This is a genomic window from Nocardia sp. NBC_01377 (genome assembly GCF_045040005.1).
Classification (GTDB): Bacteria; Actinomycetota; Actinomycetes; order Mycobacteriales; family Mycobacteriaceae; genus Nocardia; species Nocardia noduli.
Window position 1 is genome coordinate 6,088,514 of sequence record NZ_CP109566.1, and the last position, 16,051, is coordinate 6,104,564.

General features: G+C 68.7%; 10 protein-coding genes. 5 read left to right on the forward strand and 5 right to left on the reverse strand.

Features of this window, described 5'->3' with window-relative positions; all coding sequences use genetic code 11:
* Positions 1-44: 44 nt before the first annotated feature.
* The 3 genes from OG225_RS28180 (at position 45) to OG225_RS28190 (ending at position 5,556) form a co-directional block, all read left to right on the forward strand.
* Positions 45-2,252 (forward strand): DUF5682 family protein, encoded by a 2,208-nt coding sequence (locus tag OG225_RS28180; RefSeq protein WP_405178014.1) that lies wholly within the window; start codon positions 45-47, stop codon positions 2,250-2,252.
* Positions 2,249-3,400, forward strand: a complete 1,152-nt coding sequence (locus OG225_RS28185) for a VWA domain-containing protein (protein ID WP_405178015.1) — start codon at positions 2,249-2,251, stop codon at positions 3,398-3,400. The genes OG225_RS28180 and OG225_RS28185 overlap by 4 nt, the downstream gene beginning before the upstream one ends.
* Positions 3,401-3,468: 68 nt before the next feature.
* On the forward strand, positions 3,469-5,556 hold the full coding sequence (locus OG225_RS28190; protein WP_405178016.1) for an ADP-ribosylglycohydrolase family protein: 2,088 nt from the start codon (positions 3,469-3,471) through the stop codon (positions 5,554-5,556).
* Here OG225_RS28190 and OG225_RS28195 read toward each other — a convergent pair.
* The 3 genes from OG225_RS28195 to OG225_RS28205 form a co-directional block, all read right to left on the reverse strand.
* The gene (locus tag OG225_RS28195; protein WP_405178017.1) at positions 5,544-6,356 is read right to left on the reverse strand and encodes a phosphatase PAP2 family protein; all 813 of its coding nucleotides are present in this window, start codon (positions 6,354-6,356) and stop codon (positions 5,544-5,546) included. The genes OG225_RS28190 and OG225_RS28195 overlap by 13 nt on opposite strands.
* Before the next feature lie 361 nt (positions 6,357-6,717).
* The gene (locus OG225_RS28200) at positions 6,718-9,309 is read right to left on the reverse strand and encodes an ABC transporter permease (RefSeq protein ID WP_405178018.1); all 2,592 of its coding nucleotides are present in this window, start codon (positions 9,307-9,309) and stop codon (positions 6,718-6,720) included.
* On the reverse strand, positions 9,309-10,085 hold the full coding sequence (locus tag OG225_RS28205; RefSeq protein WP_405178019.1) for an ABC transporter ATP-binding protein: 777 nt from the start codon (positions 10,083-10,085) through the stop codon (positions 9,309-9,311). The genes OG225_RS28200 and OG225_RS28205 overlap by 1 nt, the downstream gene beginning before the upstream one ends.
* A gap of 160 nt (positions 10,086-10,245) precedes the next feature.
* Here OG225_RS28205 and OG225_RS28210 point away from each other — a divergent pair, with 160 nt between their 5' ends.
* Positions 10,246-10,731, forward strand: a complete 486-nt coding sequence (locus tag OG225_RS28210) for a glutathione peroxidase (RefSeq protein ID WP_308165187.1) — start codon at positions 10,246-10,248, stop codon at positions 10,729-10,731.
* Positions 10,732-10,842: 111 nt separating this feature from the next.
* On the opposite strand, the gene OG225_RS28215 is transcribed toward OG225_RS28210, so the two are convergent.
* Both OG225_RS28215 and OG225_RS28220 read right to left on the reverse strand, forming a co-directional pair.
* Positions 10,843-12,663, reverse strand: a complete 1,821-nt coding sequence (locus OG225_RS28215) for a protein kinase domain-containing protein (RefSeq protein WP_405178020.1) — start codon at positions 12,661-12,663, stop codon at positions 10,843-10,845.
* A gap of 176 nt (positions 12,664-12,839) precedes the next feature.
* Positions 12,840-15,074, reverse strand: a complete 2,235-nt coding sequence (locus OG225_RS28220) for a protein kinase domain-containing protein (protein WP_405178021.1) — start codon at positions 15,072-15,074, stop codon at positions 12,840-12,842.
* A 139-nt stretch (positions 15,075-15,213) separates the two neighbouring features.
* On the opposite strand from OG225_RS28220, the gene OG225_RS28225 reads away from it, so the two are divergent.
* Entirely contained in the window at positions 15,214-15,984 is a 771-nt protein-coding gene (locus OG225_RS28225) for a deoxyribonuclease IV (protein ID WP_405178022.1), read from the forward strand.
* Positions 15,985-16,051: the final 67 nt, after the last annotated feature.

Sequence of the window (16,051 nt, forward strand, 5' to 3'; positions counted from 1 at the left end):
GCACGAACAGCCGACGCGTTCGCGCACCGGCCCCCGGTGATCTCGTGACCACCTCGGCCGACGCGGCACGGGATGCCGTCACCAGGGTTTTCGGCATCCGGCATCACGGACCCGGTTCGGCGCGCTCGTTACGTCTGGCCCTGGAGGAGTTCGCCCCCGACACGATTCTGATCGAGGGCCCGGCCGACGCGGATCCGCTGGCCGGTTTCGTCGCGGCGGACGGGATGCGACCGCCGGTCGCCCTGCTCGCCTACGTGCCCGCGACTCCGGCGCGTGCGGCCTTCTGGCCCTATGCCTCGTTCTCCCCCGAATGGCAGGCACTGCGCTACGCCGCCGAATTCGCCGTGCCCGTTCGCTTCTGCGATCTGCCCGCCGCGAATGCGCTCGCCGCGTCCGACGAGGGCGGCGAAAGTGGTGACCCGCTGGCCGAATTGGCGGCCGCCGCGGGTTACGACGACGCCGAACGCTGGTGGGACGCGGTCGTCGAATCCAGCGCCGACGCCACCGCTTTCGACGCTATCACCGAAGCCATGGCCGCGCTGCGCGATTCGCCGGTTCCGGCGGTGGTCGACGCGCACACCCTGCGCCGCGAGGCGTTCATGCGCCAGACCATGCGCAAGGCGCTCAAGGCCGGCGCTCGCCGTCTGGCCGTGGTCTGCGGAGCCTGGCACGCGCCCGCGCTGACCGGTCAGCTCGGCCCCGCCGCCCCCGATATACGGCTGCTCAAAGGGATGCCCAAGGTGAAAGCCACCGTGACGTGGGTGCCGTGGACGCATTCGCGACTGTCGACGGCGTCGGGCTACGGCGCGGGCATCACCTCACCCGGCTGGTATCACCACCTCTTCACCGAAACCGAACAGCCGATCGCGCGCTGGCTGACCAAGGTCGCCGGGGTGCTGCGGGCCCACGATCTGCCGGTCTCCAGCGCGCACGTCATCGAGGCGGTGCGGCTCGCCGACACCCTCGCCACCCTGCGGACCCGGCAGCTGGCCGGTTTGTCGGAGGTGACCCAGGCGGTGCGTTCGGTGCTGTGCGGGGGTGACGAGACCATGGTGCGGGTCGTGGTCGCCGAACTCGTGGTCGGCGAGGCGCTCGGCGCGGTGCCGGAAGGCGTGCCGACGGTGCCACTCGACGCCGATCTGCGCGCCGCGACGCGGACACTGCGCCTGAAACAGGAGCCGACGCCCAAGACGCTCGACCTCGATCTGCGCAAGGACAGGGAACTCGAACGTTCCCGGCTGCTGCATCGGCTGCGTCTGCTCGGCATCGACTGGGGCACACCGATCACCGGAGAAGTGCGCAATACCGGCACCTTCCGGGAGAGCTGGCGACTGAAGTGGCGACCCGAATTCGCCGTCGCGGTCATCGAGGCCTCGCGCTGGGGTCCGACGCTGCGCATCGCCGCGCAGACGAAGATCCTCGACACCGCGCAGAGCACGCGGGTCACGTTGGCCGATCTCACCGACGCGCTCGACCTGGCCCTGCTCGCCGATCTCGGCGATGCCACCGAAGGGCTCATCACCCGCCTGGAATCGGTCGCGGCACTCGATCACGACGTCACGCATCTGCTCGCGGCGCTGCCCGGCCTGACCAAGACCCTGCGCTACGGCGATGTGCGCGGCACCGACACCAAGGCGCTCGGCCATGTCGCCGACGGCCTGCTGGTGCGGATCTGCGCCGGATTGCCCGGCGCGGTCACCGGACTCGACACCGACGCGGCCGAGCAGGTGCGCGCGCTGATCGACGCGGCGCACACCGCGGTCCACACTCGCGACGACGCGTGGTCAACGGCGCAGTGGCTGACCGCGCTGGAGAAACTCGCCGAACGCGCCGATGTGCACGGCGCGCTGGTCGGGCGTGCCGTGCGATTGCTGAGCGATGCCGGTGTCATCGATGAGGCGCAGGCGGCTCGGCGGCTGTCGGCGGCGCTGTCGATCGGCAACACCCCCGCGGCCAAGGCGGCCTGGATCGACGGTTTCCTCGGTGGACGCGGACTGCTGCTCGTCCACGACAGGGAGTTGTTGCATCTCGTCGACGGGTGGCTGGAGAGTCTGGCCGAAGACCAGTTCGTCGAAACGCTTCCGCTGTTGCGCCGCACCTTCGGCGCCTTCGAATCCGGGGAGCGCCGCGCCATCGGCCGGGCCGTGCGCGACGCCGGACCCGCCCCCGGTACCGCCGTCGCCGACATCGACTCGGCGCGCGGGTTGCTCGCCATGCGCACCGTCGCGGAGATACTCGGAGTGAACTCATGACCGACGAAACACAGAACAGGCGTTGGCGATTGGTACTCGGCGGCGCGGCCGAGCCGGAACTCGGCGGACTCGGTTCGGGCGACGACGCGGCCATGGACCGGGCCGTGGGCGGGCTCTACGACTCGGGTGAGGACGCCGCGACGGGTAAGCGCTCGGCCGGGCTCGGCGGGTCGGCGCCGAAGGTCGCGCGCTGGCTGGGCGATATCCGCACCTACTTCCCGTCCACGGTGGTCGAGGTGATGCAGCGCGACGCCGTCGAGCGGCTGAATCTGACGCAATTGCTGCTGGAACCGGAGTTGCTGGAAGCGGTGGAGCCCGATATCCACCTGGTCGGCACCCTGCTCAGCCTCAACAAGGTGATGCCGGAGACCACCAAGGCGACCGCCCGGGTCGTCGTCGAACGGGTGGTGCGCGAGATCGAGCAGCGCATCGCCGCGCATACCAGGGCCGCGGTGTCGGGCGCGCTCAATCGCGCCGCCCGCGTCGCCAGGCCGCGCCCGCGCGACATCGACTGGGACCGCACCATTCGCAAGAATCTCGCGCACTATCTGCCCGAATATCGCACCGTGGTCCCGGAACGGCTGATCGGCTACGGGCGCAAGGCCCAGGCCGTGCGCCGGGATGTGGTGCTGGCGATCGACCAATCCGGTTCGATGGCGGCCAGTGTCGTCTACGCCTCGGTCTTCGGCGCGGTCCTGGCCTCCATGCGGGCACTGAAGACCTCGCTGGTGGTCTTCGACACCGAGGTCGTCGATCTGACCGAATCGCTGGCCGATCCGGTCGACATGCTGTTCGGCACCCAACTCGGCGGCGGCACCGATATCAATCGCGCCATCGCCTACAGCCAATCGCTGATCACCCGGCCCGCCGACACCCTTTTCGTGCTCGTCTCCGATCTCTACGAGGGCGGAATCCGCCACGAGATGATCCGCCGCGTCCACGAGATGAAGGAGGTGGGAGTCACGGTGGTGGTGCTGCTCGCGCTGTCCGACGACGGCGCTCCCGCCTACGATCACGAGAACGCCGCGGCGCTGGCCGGCCTGGACATCCCCGCGTTCGCCTGCACCCCCGACCGATTCCCCGATCTGCTCGCCACCGCGCTCGACCGCGGTGACATCCGTTCCTGGGCCGAACGCAACACCCGGTAGCGCCGGGTCGGAGTACCGTGCCCGTGCCGGACCGACGGGTTCGATAGGCTGCCAAGGTCTTTGCTGGGATGGGGGCACGCATGCTGCGCCGTGGTGACGTATTCGCCGGGTATGTGATCGAACGCGAACTCGGGCGCGGCGGCATGGGCGCTGTCTACGCGGCGCGACATCCGCGCCTGCCGAAGCTGACGGCGCTGAAGCTGCTGCACCGGGGCATGTTCGAAGACGAGGACACCCGCGTGCGCTTCGCCCGCGAGGCCGAGACCGTGGCACGCCTGGACCACCCGAATATCGTCACCGTCTTCGATCGCGGCATCGAGGACGACCAGCTGTGGATCTCCATGCAGTACGTGGACGGTGTCGACAGCGCGTCGGTTCCGACGACGGCCATGTCCGCGAATCGCGCCGTGCAGATCACCGTCCAGATCGCGGGCGCGCTCGACTACGCGCACAAATCGGGAGTGCTGCACCGGGATGTGAAACCCGCGAATATCCTGCTGTCGAAATCCGCGGGCGCGTCCACCGGCTTCGAGGAACGGGTGCTGCTCACCGATTTCGGCATCGCCAAACTGCTCGACGGTTCGGCCGGACTCACCCGCACCGGAACGCTCACCGCGACACTGGCCTACGCCTCGCCCGAACAGCTCACCCAGGGCGACCTCGGCCACCGGTCGGATCAGTATTCGCTGGCCTGCACGCTGTTCCGGCTGCTCACCGGTGCGGGCCCGTTCGACGCCCCCAATATCGCCGCCGTCGTGTTCGGCCACGTCCAGTCCCCGCCGCCGTCGCTGTGCGCGGCACGGCCCGACCTGCCCGCCGAATTGGGCGAGGTGGTGGCCAGGGCGATGGCCAAGGATTCGGCGGATCGGTTCCCGTCCTGTGCGGAATTCGCCGCGGCGGCGGCGCGCGCGTTGCGCACCCGGGCGACGGTTCTCGCACCGGCCCGATCCGAGCCGCCACGTCGTGGCCCCCGTGCCGCACCCGATCCGACGATGCGTGCCGAGCCGGTGCGGCCGAGCCGCGAGGACATCGTGCGAGGTTGCCTGTTCGGCGGCGCCGTCGGCGACGCGCTCGGCGCGCCGGTGGAGAACATGATGTCGCACCACATCCGCCAGCGCTACGGCCCGCGCGGAGTGACCGGAGATTCGGCTGTCCTGGAGATCTCCGACGAAACCCAGCTCACGCTGTTCACGGTGGAGGCGCTGATCAAGGGTTCGATCCGGGCCAGGGCGCACGGCAAGGGCGGCGCCACGCTCGGATTCATGCAGGCCGGGTTCCTGGAATGGCTTCGGGGACAGGGCCTTTCCACGGCCGAATCGGCCGCGCACGCGGATCGTCCGTACAGCTCGCTCACCGGATATCCGGAGCTCATGAGCCATCGTGGCACCAGCAATGCCAGCGTCACCGCGTTGCGCAAGGCGGCCGAGCGCGGACAACCCGGTCTGCCGCTCGGTACCCGCGAGCGCCCGATCAACGATTCCAAGGGGTGCGCGGCGCTGGTCCGCGCGGCGCCGTGCGGTTTCGGGTACGCCGCCGACACCTCTGGTTCCTCACTCGAGTTCGTCTTCGAATTGGGTTGCGACGCCGCGGCGCTCACGCACGGCAATCCCGGTGGGTGGTTGCCCGCCGGCGTGCTCGCGGCCATCGTGTACGCCCTGTGCCGGGGCGCGGAACTCGACAAGGCCGTCGAGCTGGCCCGCGCGGAACTCACCCGCCACACAGGGCACGAGGAGACCGAGAAGGCGCTCGCCACCGCCGTTCGGCTCGCGGGCGAAACGGGCGGACGAGTGCCAGGCGCCGACGAGGTCGAATCGCTCGGACGCGGCTGGATCGGCCCGGAGGCGCTGGCGATCGGCGTCTACACGGCGCTGACCGCCGCGGCGGCGGGCGGCTCGCCCGAGCAGATCGTGCGCACCGGAATCCTGCTTGCCGTCAATCATTCCGGCGACAGCGATTCGACGGCGGCCGTGTGCGGAAATATCCTCGGCGCCCGCTACGGCGTCGCGGCGGTGCCCGCGAGGTGGCGATCGGCACTGGACGTGGCCGCCGTCGTCGACCGGCTCGCCGGTGACTACTGCGCCGAATTCGGTCCGAATCCCCCGCGCGACGACAAGGGCGAACCCGCGTCGGAATGGCGGACCCGCTACTTCGACTGAACCGCGCCCATCCGTCCCCAGGCGGTGGCGGACGCGGGCACCACCACCGGGTGCAGCAGCGCGGCCAGGCCGAGCAGCGTGATCGCGACGACGGCGTCGAGCCAGTAGTGATTACCGGTGCCGACCACCACCAGCAGGGTGAGCACCGGATGCGCCAACAGCAGCCAGCGCCATCGGCCGCGCGTCGCGGCCACCACGGCGAAGGCGAGCAGCAGGGCCCAGCCGACGTGCAGCGACGGCATGGCGGCGAACTGATTCGACATTCCGCCCGCGCCCACCGGCCCGTAGACCGATTGTCCGTGCACGGCGGCCAGGTCGACGAAACCGTATTCCGGCAGCATGCGCGGCGGCGCGAGCGGCATCAGGACGTGTACGACCAGCGCCGCGCCGGTCAGCACCACCATGAGATTGCGTGTCCACCGATAGTGCTCGGGGCGAAAGACCCACAGCCACAGCAGCACACCGACCGCGACGGTGAAATGCGCGGTGGCGTAGTAGAAATTCGCGGGCACGGCCAGCCAGTCGTGACCGACGAACAGCGACTGCACCGTGGTCTCCCCCGGCAGCCCGAGTCGATGTTCGACGCCGAGGATCTCGTGGGCGTTGTCGAGCGCGTGCGCGCTGTCGTCGGCGGTGATCATCCGCCCCATCTTGTAGGCGAGATAGAGCACCGTGATCAGCGCCAGTTGCCCGATCGCCTCGCCGCCGCGTCCACGCAACGCCGTCCGCATCCGTTCGACGACGACTTCGGGCACCATACGCAGCCCGACACCCGGTCCACCGAGACCTACCGCCACCATTGCCGCGGCCTCCTTCCCATCACATCCGGACGACCACCCGCCTTAACCGGAGTGACACTCTCCGTTTAATCTAGCAACACCGGATGGACACGATCCGCACACTGTGACCGAGGAGACAGCGAGAGAGCCACGCGCTCCCGCGGCGCTGAAACGCACCCTCGGGTGTGCCGAATCGACTGCGGCGCAGGGGAATACGACTCTCGATCATCCGAGGACGAACGAGGCCGTGGGCCGGTGGGCCGGTGGGCCGGTGGGCCGGTGGGCCGGTGGGCCGGTGGGCCGAGCGTAGGCACCGTCCCGGACATGACAAAGCCCGGTGGGGACGCGGAGTGCGTCCCCACCGGGCTCGGATCGTGCGGTCCTACAGGTCCGCGATGGCCGCCAGCGGAGGCGTCCTCGCTGCGCGGATGCCGGGCCAGACGGCGGCGAGCACACCCACCACCCCCGACGCGATCAGGACGGCGACCAGCTGGTTCCACGGGATGGCGATCTGGTCGATGCCGAAATCGCGCAGGGTGCGCAGGAATCCGATGCCGAGACCGATGCCGAGCAGCACGCCGACGATGGCGCCGAAGACCGCGATCAACATCGATTCCAGGTAGATACTGCGTCTGACCTGGGCTCGTGTGGTGCCGACCGCGCGCAGCATCCCGATCTCCCTGCGCCGCTCGACCACCGACAGCGCGAGGGTGTTGATGATGCCGAGGATGGCGATCACCACGGCCAGCGCGAGCAGGCCGTAGAGGATCGCGAGCAGCGTGTTGATCTGCCTGCCCTGCGCGCCCTTGAACTCTTCGCGATCCTGCACCTGGACCACGGCGAACCGGTCGGTGGCCTTCGCCAGATCGGTCCGCATGGCGGTCAGGTCGGTTCCCGGCTTCGCCTTCACCAGCACGAAGAAATTGTTCTGGAAGGCGACCGGTGTCACCTTCTGGAACACCCCGGGCGACAACACCATCGCACCGAGCAGCGGCGTCTTCTTGTAGACGCCCGCGATCGTCACCGGGACCTTCTGGTTCTTGTCCAGCGTGGTCAGTTCGACGGTCTGTCCGACCTTCCAGTTCCGGTCCGCCGCCTCGGTGTCGTCGACGAGGATGTCGTTGTCGCCGAGGGTTCCGGTGCCGCGCAGGATGTCGTAATTCAGCACACCCTCCAGCGGTCCGTCCGGCGAGACGCCTGCCAACTGGTCGTCACCGACCTGCACGGCCGCGCCCCGGAGACCGACCGCCTGCGCGACCTCTGGAACCGCCTGTTTCACCGCGTCCGGCACCCCGAGCGGGAGACCGAGCAGCTGGGATTGCTGCGGACCCGCGAGCACGTAATCGGCGGCGACGCCCTTGTCGACCAGCACACCGACACTGGATTTCGCCGAGGCGCCGAGGATGCCGATCGCCGAGACCAGCATCAGCCCGAGGGTCAGCGCGAAGGCCGTGGCGGCGGTGCGGCGGGGATTGCGCACGGCGTTGTTGCGCGCCATCCGGCCGATAGGACCGAACGGACGCACCAGCAACCCGAGCGTGCCGACCACCGGCCGCGACAGCGCGGGCGATGCCAGCAGCACCGCGAATATCAGCGCGAGCGCGCCCACCCCGACGGTCGCCGCGGCATTGCCGCCGGTGGATTGCGCGCCGAGGGCCACCAGCGCGACGCCGATGACGCCGAGCACCGCGCCGACCACGGTCCGCACCCGCAGCGAATCGCCCGCCGACGCGAATTCCTCGCGCATGGCCTCGACCGGCGGGATCTTCGCGGCCCGGCGTGCGGGGGCGTAGGCACTGATCACCGTCACCAGCAGGCCGACGACGAGGCCGACGACGATGGTGCGCGGCAGCACCGTCATGGAACCTGTCGGCAGCCCGAGATCGAAGGCGTTCAACAGGGCCGAGAGTCCGAAGGCCAGACCGACACCGGCCGCCAAACCTATCGCGCTACCGATGAATCCGATCACCAGCGCCTCGGAGATCACGGTATTGCCGACCTGGCGTCTGCTCGCGCCGACCGCGCGCAGCAGGGCGAGTTCGCGCAGGCGCTGGGCCACGATCATCGAGAAGGTGTTGTAGATGATGAAGGTGCCTACGATCAGCGCGATCGCGCCGAAGGCGAGCAGGAAGTAATTGATGAAATTGAGCGCTTCCGACACCTGGGATTTCAGGTCGGCCCGCACCTGTTCGCCGTTCTGCACCTTGAAACCGGGTAGTTCCTCGGCGATCCGGTCGCGCAGATCGTCACCGGCGACACCGGACGACGCCGCGATGTCGACGTAGGCCACGTGATATCCGTCGGTGAACAGCTGACGGGCCTGGGTGCCGTCGAAAAGCAGACCGATGAATCCACCGGTGTCGGAGGCGACGGTGTAGATGCCGGAGATCGTGACATCGATGGTCGGACTCTGCTGGGTGCTGCGCGAGGGAATCAGCACCTTGGCCGTATCGCCGACCTTCAGGCCCGCGCGTTCGGCGCCGCCGCTGTTGATCGCGACCTGCCCCGTCGCCGTGGGCGGAGCGCCTTCGACGAATTTCTTCGGCTCGGCGACCGCGCGCTCCGGCGGAACGTAGGACTCGCCCCAGCTCGGAGCGCCGCCGGTCTGCACCGGCTTGTTCTCCAGGTTCAACAGGACCAGCGGTCCGTTGACGTTCGGCGCGACCGCGCGCACCCCCTCGGTGCGGCTGATCTGATCGACCACGGCGATCGGCACACCGAAGGACTGCTGGTTCTCCGGACTCACCCGGACATCGACGCCCTTGGCCTCGTCCTCGAAGATCCCGTCGAAGGTGCGTTGCAGGGTATCGGTGAAGACGAACGAACCCGCGATGAACGCGGTGCCGAGCACCACCGACAGCAGGGTCAGCGCCAACCGGACCTTGTGCGCAGCGAGATTGCGTAGAGCCACCTTGCGCATCGGGTTGCCGCGCGGCCGACCGTCCTTGGTCGGCGCGCCGGGCGATGCCGCCATCAGGCCTGCTCCAGCGATTTCATCCGGTCCAGCACCGACTCGGCGGTGGGATCGCGCAATTCGGACACGATGCGACCGTCGGCCAGGAATACCACCCGGTCGGCGAAGGAGGCGGCGTGCGGTTCGTGGGTGACGATCACGACCGTCTGACCGAACTCGTTCACCGCCGCCCGCAGGATGGAGAGCACCTCCTCGGAGGCGCGGGAGTCCAGATTGCCGGTCGGCTCGTCGCCGAAGATGATCTCGGGTTTGCCCGCGAGGGCGCGCGCGCACGCCACCCGCTGCTGCTGACCGCCGGACAGTTCACTGGGACGGTGGCCGAGCCGGTCGGTGAGCCCGAGCCTGCCCAGCACCGTGTCGAGCCACTCCTGATCGGCCTTGCGGCCCGCGATGTCGAGCGGAAGAGTGATGTTCTCGAGCGCGGTCAGGGTCGGGACGAGGTTGAAGGCCTGGAATACGAATCCGATGCGGTCACGGCGCAGACGCGTCATCTGCTTGTCGGACAGGTTCGTCAACTCGGTGTCGCCGATGCGCACCGCGCCCGAGGTCGCGCTGTCGAGACCCGCCAGGCAGTGCATCAGCGTGGACTTACCGGAGCCGGACGGACCCATGATCGCGGTGAACTCTCCACGCGCGAAATCCGCAGACACCTGATCCAAGGCTGTGACCTGCGTATCTCCTGTTCCATAGATCTTGGTAACCGCAATGGCGCTGGCCGCGATACCTGTCGCGGTCGGTGGATCAGCGATATCTGTACCCGCTACGTGCGAAGTCATGCCACCAGTCTGTCTGGCGAGCCGTCCGCGCGCCATCAGGGTTTGCCCGGAATCCCGTGGCCGTCGGCCCGCGGCGCTCGCTGGGCGGCGCCCCGCGAAACCGGCGTCCGGTACGTTGATTCTCGGATCACGAGGATCCGGAATTGGCAGGTGGAGACAAGTGAGCATTCGAACAATTCCGCTGCGCACCCTGTCCGGCGAGCAGGCCACCCTGGCCGAGCTGGTCGGCGACAAGGTGGTGCTGCTGGTCAATGTGGCCTCGAAATGCGGTCTGACCCCCCAGTATTCGGGGCTGGTCGAGTTGCAGCAGACCTACGGACCCAAGGGTTTCAGTGTGGTCGGCGTGCCGTGTAACCAGTTCATGGGCCAGGAACCCGGCAGCGCCGAGGAGATCCAGGAATTCTGTTCGACCACCTACGGCGTCGACTTCCCGCTCCTGGAGAAGACCGATGTCAACGGCGACGAACGCCACCCGCTGTACCAGGAACTGGTTCAGAGCCCCGATACCGAGGGCGAGACCGGCGATATCCAGTGGAACTTCGAGAAGTTCCTGATCGACCGCTCGGGCGCGGTGGCAGGCCGTTTCCGCCCCCGCACCACCCCCGAGGCGCCGGAACTGCGTTCGGCCCTGGAAAACCTGCTCTGACCTCCTCGCCGCCCCGACGGGCCCGGTAACCGGCGTCGACAGCGAAAAAGCCGACCGGACGTGACCCGTCCGGTCGGCCTCCGCGTATTCGGGGTCGGATCGTGCCCTGGATCAGTTCAGCGGGGCCGAACGCCACCAGCGCAGCACCTCATCGATGGTGCCGACGATTCCGTCGGTGTACATCAGGATCTGGTTCCGGTCCTTGTCGCCGGTGAAGACGGTGACCATCTTCGGACCGCTGTTCTCGAATTTGTAGTTGGTGTAGGTCTTCCCACCGTTGGTGTCGGTGGATTTCACCTTGTCGCTCGGCAGGTTGTTCACCGCCGCCTGGGCGTCCGCGGCGGAATCGTAGATGTAGAAGGTGAAGAACGGATCATCGTTGTCACCGCCGCCGAAGCAATCCCACTGGTAGACCCAGTCACCGAAATCCGGGGTACCCGAGGTCGGCGTCGACGGCGAGCTCGCGCTGTAGGAACCGCAGGTCGCGCCGTTGTAGCCGGTGTCGCCCGATTTGGACGCGGGCACCATGCGCGGGAATTCCTTGCTGATCGACTCCGAGTCGGCGGTCACGGTGCCGCTGCTGCTCGGCGAGGTCGTCGATGACGACGACGGGCGCGCCACCGTCGTGGTGGTCGGCGTATCGGAACCACCGCCCGCGACCACACCGACGATCCCGATAACGACGACGAGCAGGACCACCGCCGCCACACCGATACCGATGATCAGGCCGGTATTGGATTTGCGCGGCGGCTGATGCGAAGCGGGGAACTGTCCGCCGCCCATCGGCGGACGCGGCGGTTGCTGCGAATAGCCGTAGGTCTGCTGATTGTTGTACGCGCCCGTCGGATTCGGATGCTGCGCGGTCGGACCGGGCTGCGGTATCTGCGCATTGGGCATCGAGGTGTACGGCGGCGCCGTATTCGCCATCGTCGCACCGGTCAGCGGCTGTGCGCCGCTGTTGATCGGGGCCGGACCCTTGGTCAGCGGATAGGGCGAGCCCGTCAGCGGATGCTGCGGGCCGGTGCCGGGACGCGGGCCGGTCAACGGAATCGGGGGACCCGTGACCGGCATCCCCGTGATCGGCAGGGCGGGCGCACTCTGATTGGACAGCGCGACGAGCGCGGCCGCCGCGAATTCCGAACAGGAGGCGAAGCGCTCCTCCGGCCGTTTGGCCATCGCCCGCGCCAGCACGAGATCGAGCGCGTAGGGCAGGCCGGGGCGCGTATTGCTCAGCGCCGGCGGCGGTGTCTGGAGGTGGCCCTGGATCACCTGGGCCGGATTGGTCGCGGCGAACGGGCCGCTGCCGGTGAACAGCCAGAACAACGTGCACGCCAGCGAATACTGATCCGAACGGTGATCCAGCGATGCTCCGGTGAGTTGTTCCGGGGACGCGTAGGCCAGGGTGGCGGTGAACGTCCCGGTCTGCGTCAGATGACCGGTGTCGTCACGCAGGCGCGCGATACCGAAATCGGTGAGGTAGACGCGCTCGCCACGGCCGCTGCCGGAGCGGGCGAGCAGGATATTGGCCGGCTTCACGTCGCGGTGCAGCACACCCATGCCGTGCGCGTAGTCGAGCGCGTCGGCGGTCTCCTTGATGATCTGCACGGCCCGTTCGGGCGGCAGCGTCGCGGGATCGACCGACGCGGCGTCGATTCCGTCGACGTACTGCATCGAGATCCACAACTGCTCGTCATCGAGGCCGCGGTCGTAGACCGTGACGATATTCGGGTGATCGAGCCGGGCTACCAGATCCGCCTCCCGTTCGAACCGCGCCCGCACCTCCTTGTCGAAGAACATCTCCCTGTTCAACAACTTGAGCGCAGTCATCCGCGGCAGGCGCGGATGCTTCGCCAGATACACCGAACCCATGCCACCGCGGCCCAATTGCCGGTCGATGACATAGCCGGCGAAAACGTCACCGCTGGCCAGCATTGTCTGCTCCACTTCCCGCCGTCATCGGGACCCACCGATGAACAGGCGTACAGCATAAGAACGCGCGCTCGAGCAACGCCCGACCACGGAAAACATCGAAACCATAGCAGCAGTCGCGTGCTCATCGGTTGCCCGAGGATTTCCGGATTGTCCGGCGCGACATGGACAGCGGACCACTACGGCGGAGGCCGCGGCTCCGACGGCCCCCCGGCGGACGGGGCCGCACCCGGCGGACGAACGCGCCGGACCCTGGCATCGGGCAGCGCGATCGTGATGGGCCGAACCGGACGCTTCCGGTTCGGCGTCTCCCGCGCCCCGGAATCCGGTTGCCCGGCAGCCGAACCCGACCGCTCCTCGGCCGCCTCCGCCCCCTGCCCGCCGCCGACCCGGCCCGACGCGGATTCGGGTCCGCCGTGCGGAACATCCGGTCGCCGCGAGCCGTGCGCGGTACCGCCGGAATGGCGCGCCCGCGGTGCACCCTGGACGCCAGGCGACGCAGCACCCGCCTGCGGTGAACCGTCAACGGGCGCACCCGGAACAACACCGTGCGACGCCCCACTCGTCTGCGGCGAACCGTGCCCCAACGGACGCGGCGGAACGACGCTGTGGGACGTGCCACTGGACTGCGGCCCTCCGCGCGGCGGCGGGCCCGGCCGAGGCGGAACAGGTCCCGATGTGCCCGAATACGGCGAAACCGCACCGTGCGAACTCCCACTCGCGTGCGGCGAACCCTGCGACGGTGCGCCACCATAAGGCGGAACGACGCTGTGCGAGGTTCCACTGGACTGCGGCGAACCGTGCACGGGCTCGCCGGGACGAGGCGGAACGGGTGCCGACGTGCCCGAATAGGGCGGAACGAGACTGTGTGAGGTTCCGCTCGATTGTGGCGAACCGTGCGGCAATGGGCTGGCCTGAGGCGGAGCAGGTGCCGAAGTGCCCGGATACGGCGAAACCGCACCGTGCGAACTCCCGCTCGACTGCGGTGTTCCGTGCGGCGGTGCGGCACCGTGCGAGGTTCCGCTCCGCGGCGGCGTACCGCGCATCGGCTCACCTGGACGGGGCGGAACCACGCTGTGCGACGTTCCGCTGGGGTGCCGCGGGTGAGGCGGGACGACGCTGTGCGACGTTCCGCTCGACCGATATCCCGGACCGTTCGGCCGGGCCTGGGGACCCGGTGGCACGGGGGGCGGTTGCGGACCGTTCGGCGGAACCGGGGCGGGGCGAGCGGGGTTCGGGTACGGAAGGCGGGGCGGGGTTCCGACGCGGGTCGGGTCGACGTAGCCGGGGGGAAGTACTCCGGTGGGCGGCAGCGCGGCGGCGGGTGGCTGCGCCGGGTGGCGGGGGGCCGACGGGCGGGGGTGTGCGGGGGCCGATGGGACGGGCGGCCGGGCGGTGCCCGGATGCGGTTGACCGGTGCCGCTGTTCGGGTAGGGGGATCCGGTGGCCTGGTAGCCGGTTCCGTTGGGCGGGTATCCCGTCGGGTATCCGGTGCGCGGTCCCTGGACCGGCGCCTGACCGGTACGGGCGGGCGGGTGCGTGGGCATGCCCACGGGGCCGGGCTGACCGACGGGGGTGACCGCCCGACGCGCCGCCGCCGCGAAATCGGTGCAGCTGGCGAATCTGTCGTCGGGGCGTTTGGCCATCGCGCGCGCGAGCACGACGTCGAGGGCGGGGGGAATTCCCGGGCGCAACGGTCGCAGCGAGGGCACCTGACCGTAGAGGTGGCCGTTCATCACCGAGGCGGGGCTGGTCCCGTTGAACGGCGCGGCGCCGGTGAGCATCCAGAACAGGGTGCAGGCCAGCGAGTACTGGTCGGCGCGGTGGTCGAGCGATTGTCCGCTCAACTGTTCGGGGGCGGCGTAGGCGAGGGTGGCGGTGATGGTGCCCGCGGATCCGAGGGTGGTGTCGCTGTCACGCATACCGGCGATGCCGAAATCGGTGAGCAGCACCCGTTCCGGCTGCCCGATGGGCGCCTTGGCCAACAGGATGTTGGCCGGTTTCACGTCGCGGTGCAGCACCCCGTTGGCGTGCGCGAAATCGAGCGCGGCGCCGGTCTCGCCGATGATCTGCACGGCACGCGCGGGCGCGAGCACGTTCACATCGACGCTGGCCGCATCGGACCCGGCCACGAACTGCATGGAGATCCAGAGCTGATCCTCTTCCGCGCCCCGGTCGTACACGGTGACGATATTCGGATGGTCCAACTGCGCGACCAGGTCGGCCTCGCGCTCGAATCTGCCACGCATCTCGGCGTCACCGTAGAGATCGCGTTCGAGCAGTTTCAGTGCGGTCAGTCGCGGCAACCGCGGATGCTGAGCCAGATACACGGTGCCCATGCCGCCCTGACCGAGCACACGCTTGATCACATATCCGGCGAAGGTCTCACCAGTGCGCAACACGGTCTGATTCACCCCCCTCGTAGGGTCGAGCACGTGGATCCTAACGATGTATCTCTTCGGACCACGCGGGCGCAACATCCCATTATCCACCGGCACGGCCGCGAACATCGGCTGTCGGTGAGCTGTCGGTGCCAGTCATTAGGCTGAACCCATGCGCATTGGAGCACACGTACGGCTCGACGGCGACCCGATCGGCTTCGGTGAGAAACTCGGCGCCGAGGTCATCCAGTTGTTCGTCGTCGATCCGCAGAGCTGGGACAAGCCCACGCCGCATCCGCGAACCGAGGAGATACTGGCCAGTCCCATCGATGTGGTGGTGCACTCGTCGTATCAGATCAACGTCGCCAGCCTGAACAACCGGCTGCGGATGCCCTCACGCAACGCGGTCGCCCAGCAGGCGAAGGCCGCCGCCGAACTCGGCGCCTTCGGCCTGGTGGTGCACGGCGGTCACGTCCGTTCCGACACCGAGATCGAGGACGGGATCGTCAACTGGCGCAAGCTGTTCGAACGTCAGCAGGACAAGGGCGGTTTCGCCGTGCCGATCCTGATCGAGAACACCGCGGGCGGCAACCATGCGATGGCGCGGCATTTCGACTCGATCGGCAAGCTCTGGGACGCGGTCGGCGATTTCGGCGCCGGGTTCTGTCTCGACACCTGTCACGCCTGGGCCGGCGGGGAGGAATTGGTCGGCGTCGTCGAACGGATCAAGGCCATCACCGGCCAGATCGATCTGGTGCACCTGAACTCCTCGCGTGACGAATTCAACTCCGGCGCGGATCGGCACGCCAATTTCGCCGACGGCACCATCGACCCGGAACTACTGGCCGAGGTGTGCCGGACCGCCGACGCGCCGGTGATCCTGGAGACCCCCGCCGAAGGGGTCGCCGACGATCTGGCCTACCTGCGCGAACACCTGGACTGACCGGTCCACTCGGTCGGGGGCCCGGCGTCGCCGGTTGCGATCAGCGCGACGACAAACCTGGTCGGGG

What these genes read in the sequence shown, in the direction of transcription:
- OG225_RS28185 (WP_405178015.1), top strand. Translation starts at nt 2,249, where the DNA reads ATGACCGACGAAACACAGAACAGGCGTTGGCGATTGGTACTCGGCGGC.
- OG225_RS28190 (WP_405178016.1), top strand. Translation starts at nt 3,469, where the DNA reads ATGGGGGCACGCATGCTGCGCCGTGGTGACGTATTCGCCGGGTATGTG.
- OG225_RS28195 (WP_405178017.1), bottom strand. Translation starts at nt 6,356, where the DNA reads ATGGTGGCGGTAGGTCTCGGTGGACCGGGTGTCGGGCTGCGTATGGTG.
- OG225_RS28200 (WP_405178018.1), bottom strand. Translation starts at nt 9,309, where the DNA reads ATGGCGGCATCGCCCGGCGCGCCGACCAAGGACGGTCGGCCGCGCGGC.
- OG225_RS28205 (WP_405178019.1), bottom strand. Translation starts at nt 10,085, where the DNA reads ATGACTTCGCACGTAGCGGGTACAGATATCGCTGATCCACCGACCGCG.
- OG225_RS28215 (WP_405178020.1), bottom strand. Translation starts at nt 12,663, where the DNA reads ATGCTGGCCAGCGGTGACGTTTTCGCCGGCTATGTCATCGACCGGCAA.
- OG225_RS28225 (WP_405178022.1), top strand. Translation starts at nt 15,214, where the DNA reads ATGCGCATTGGAGCACACGTACGGCTCGACGGCGACCCGATCGGCTTC.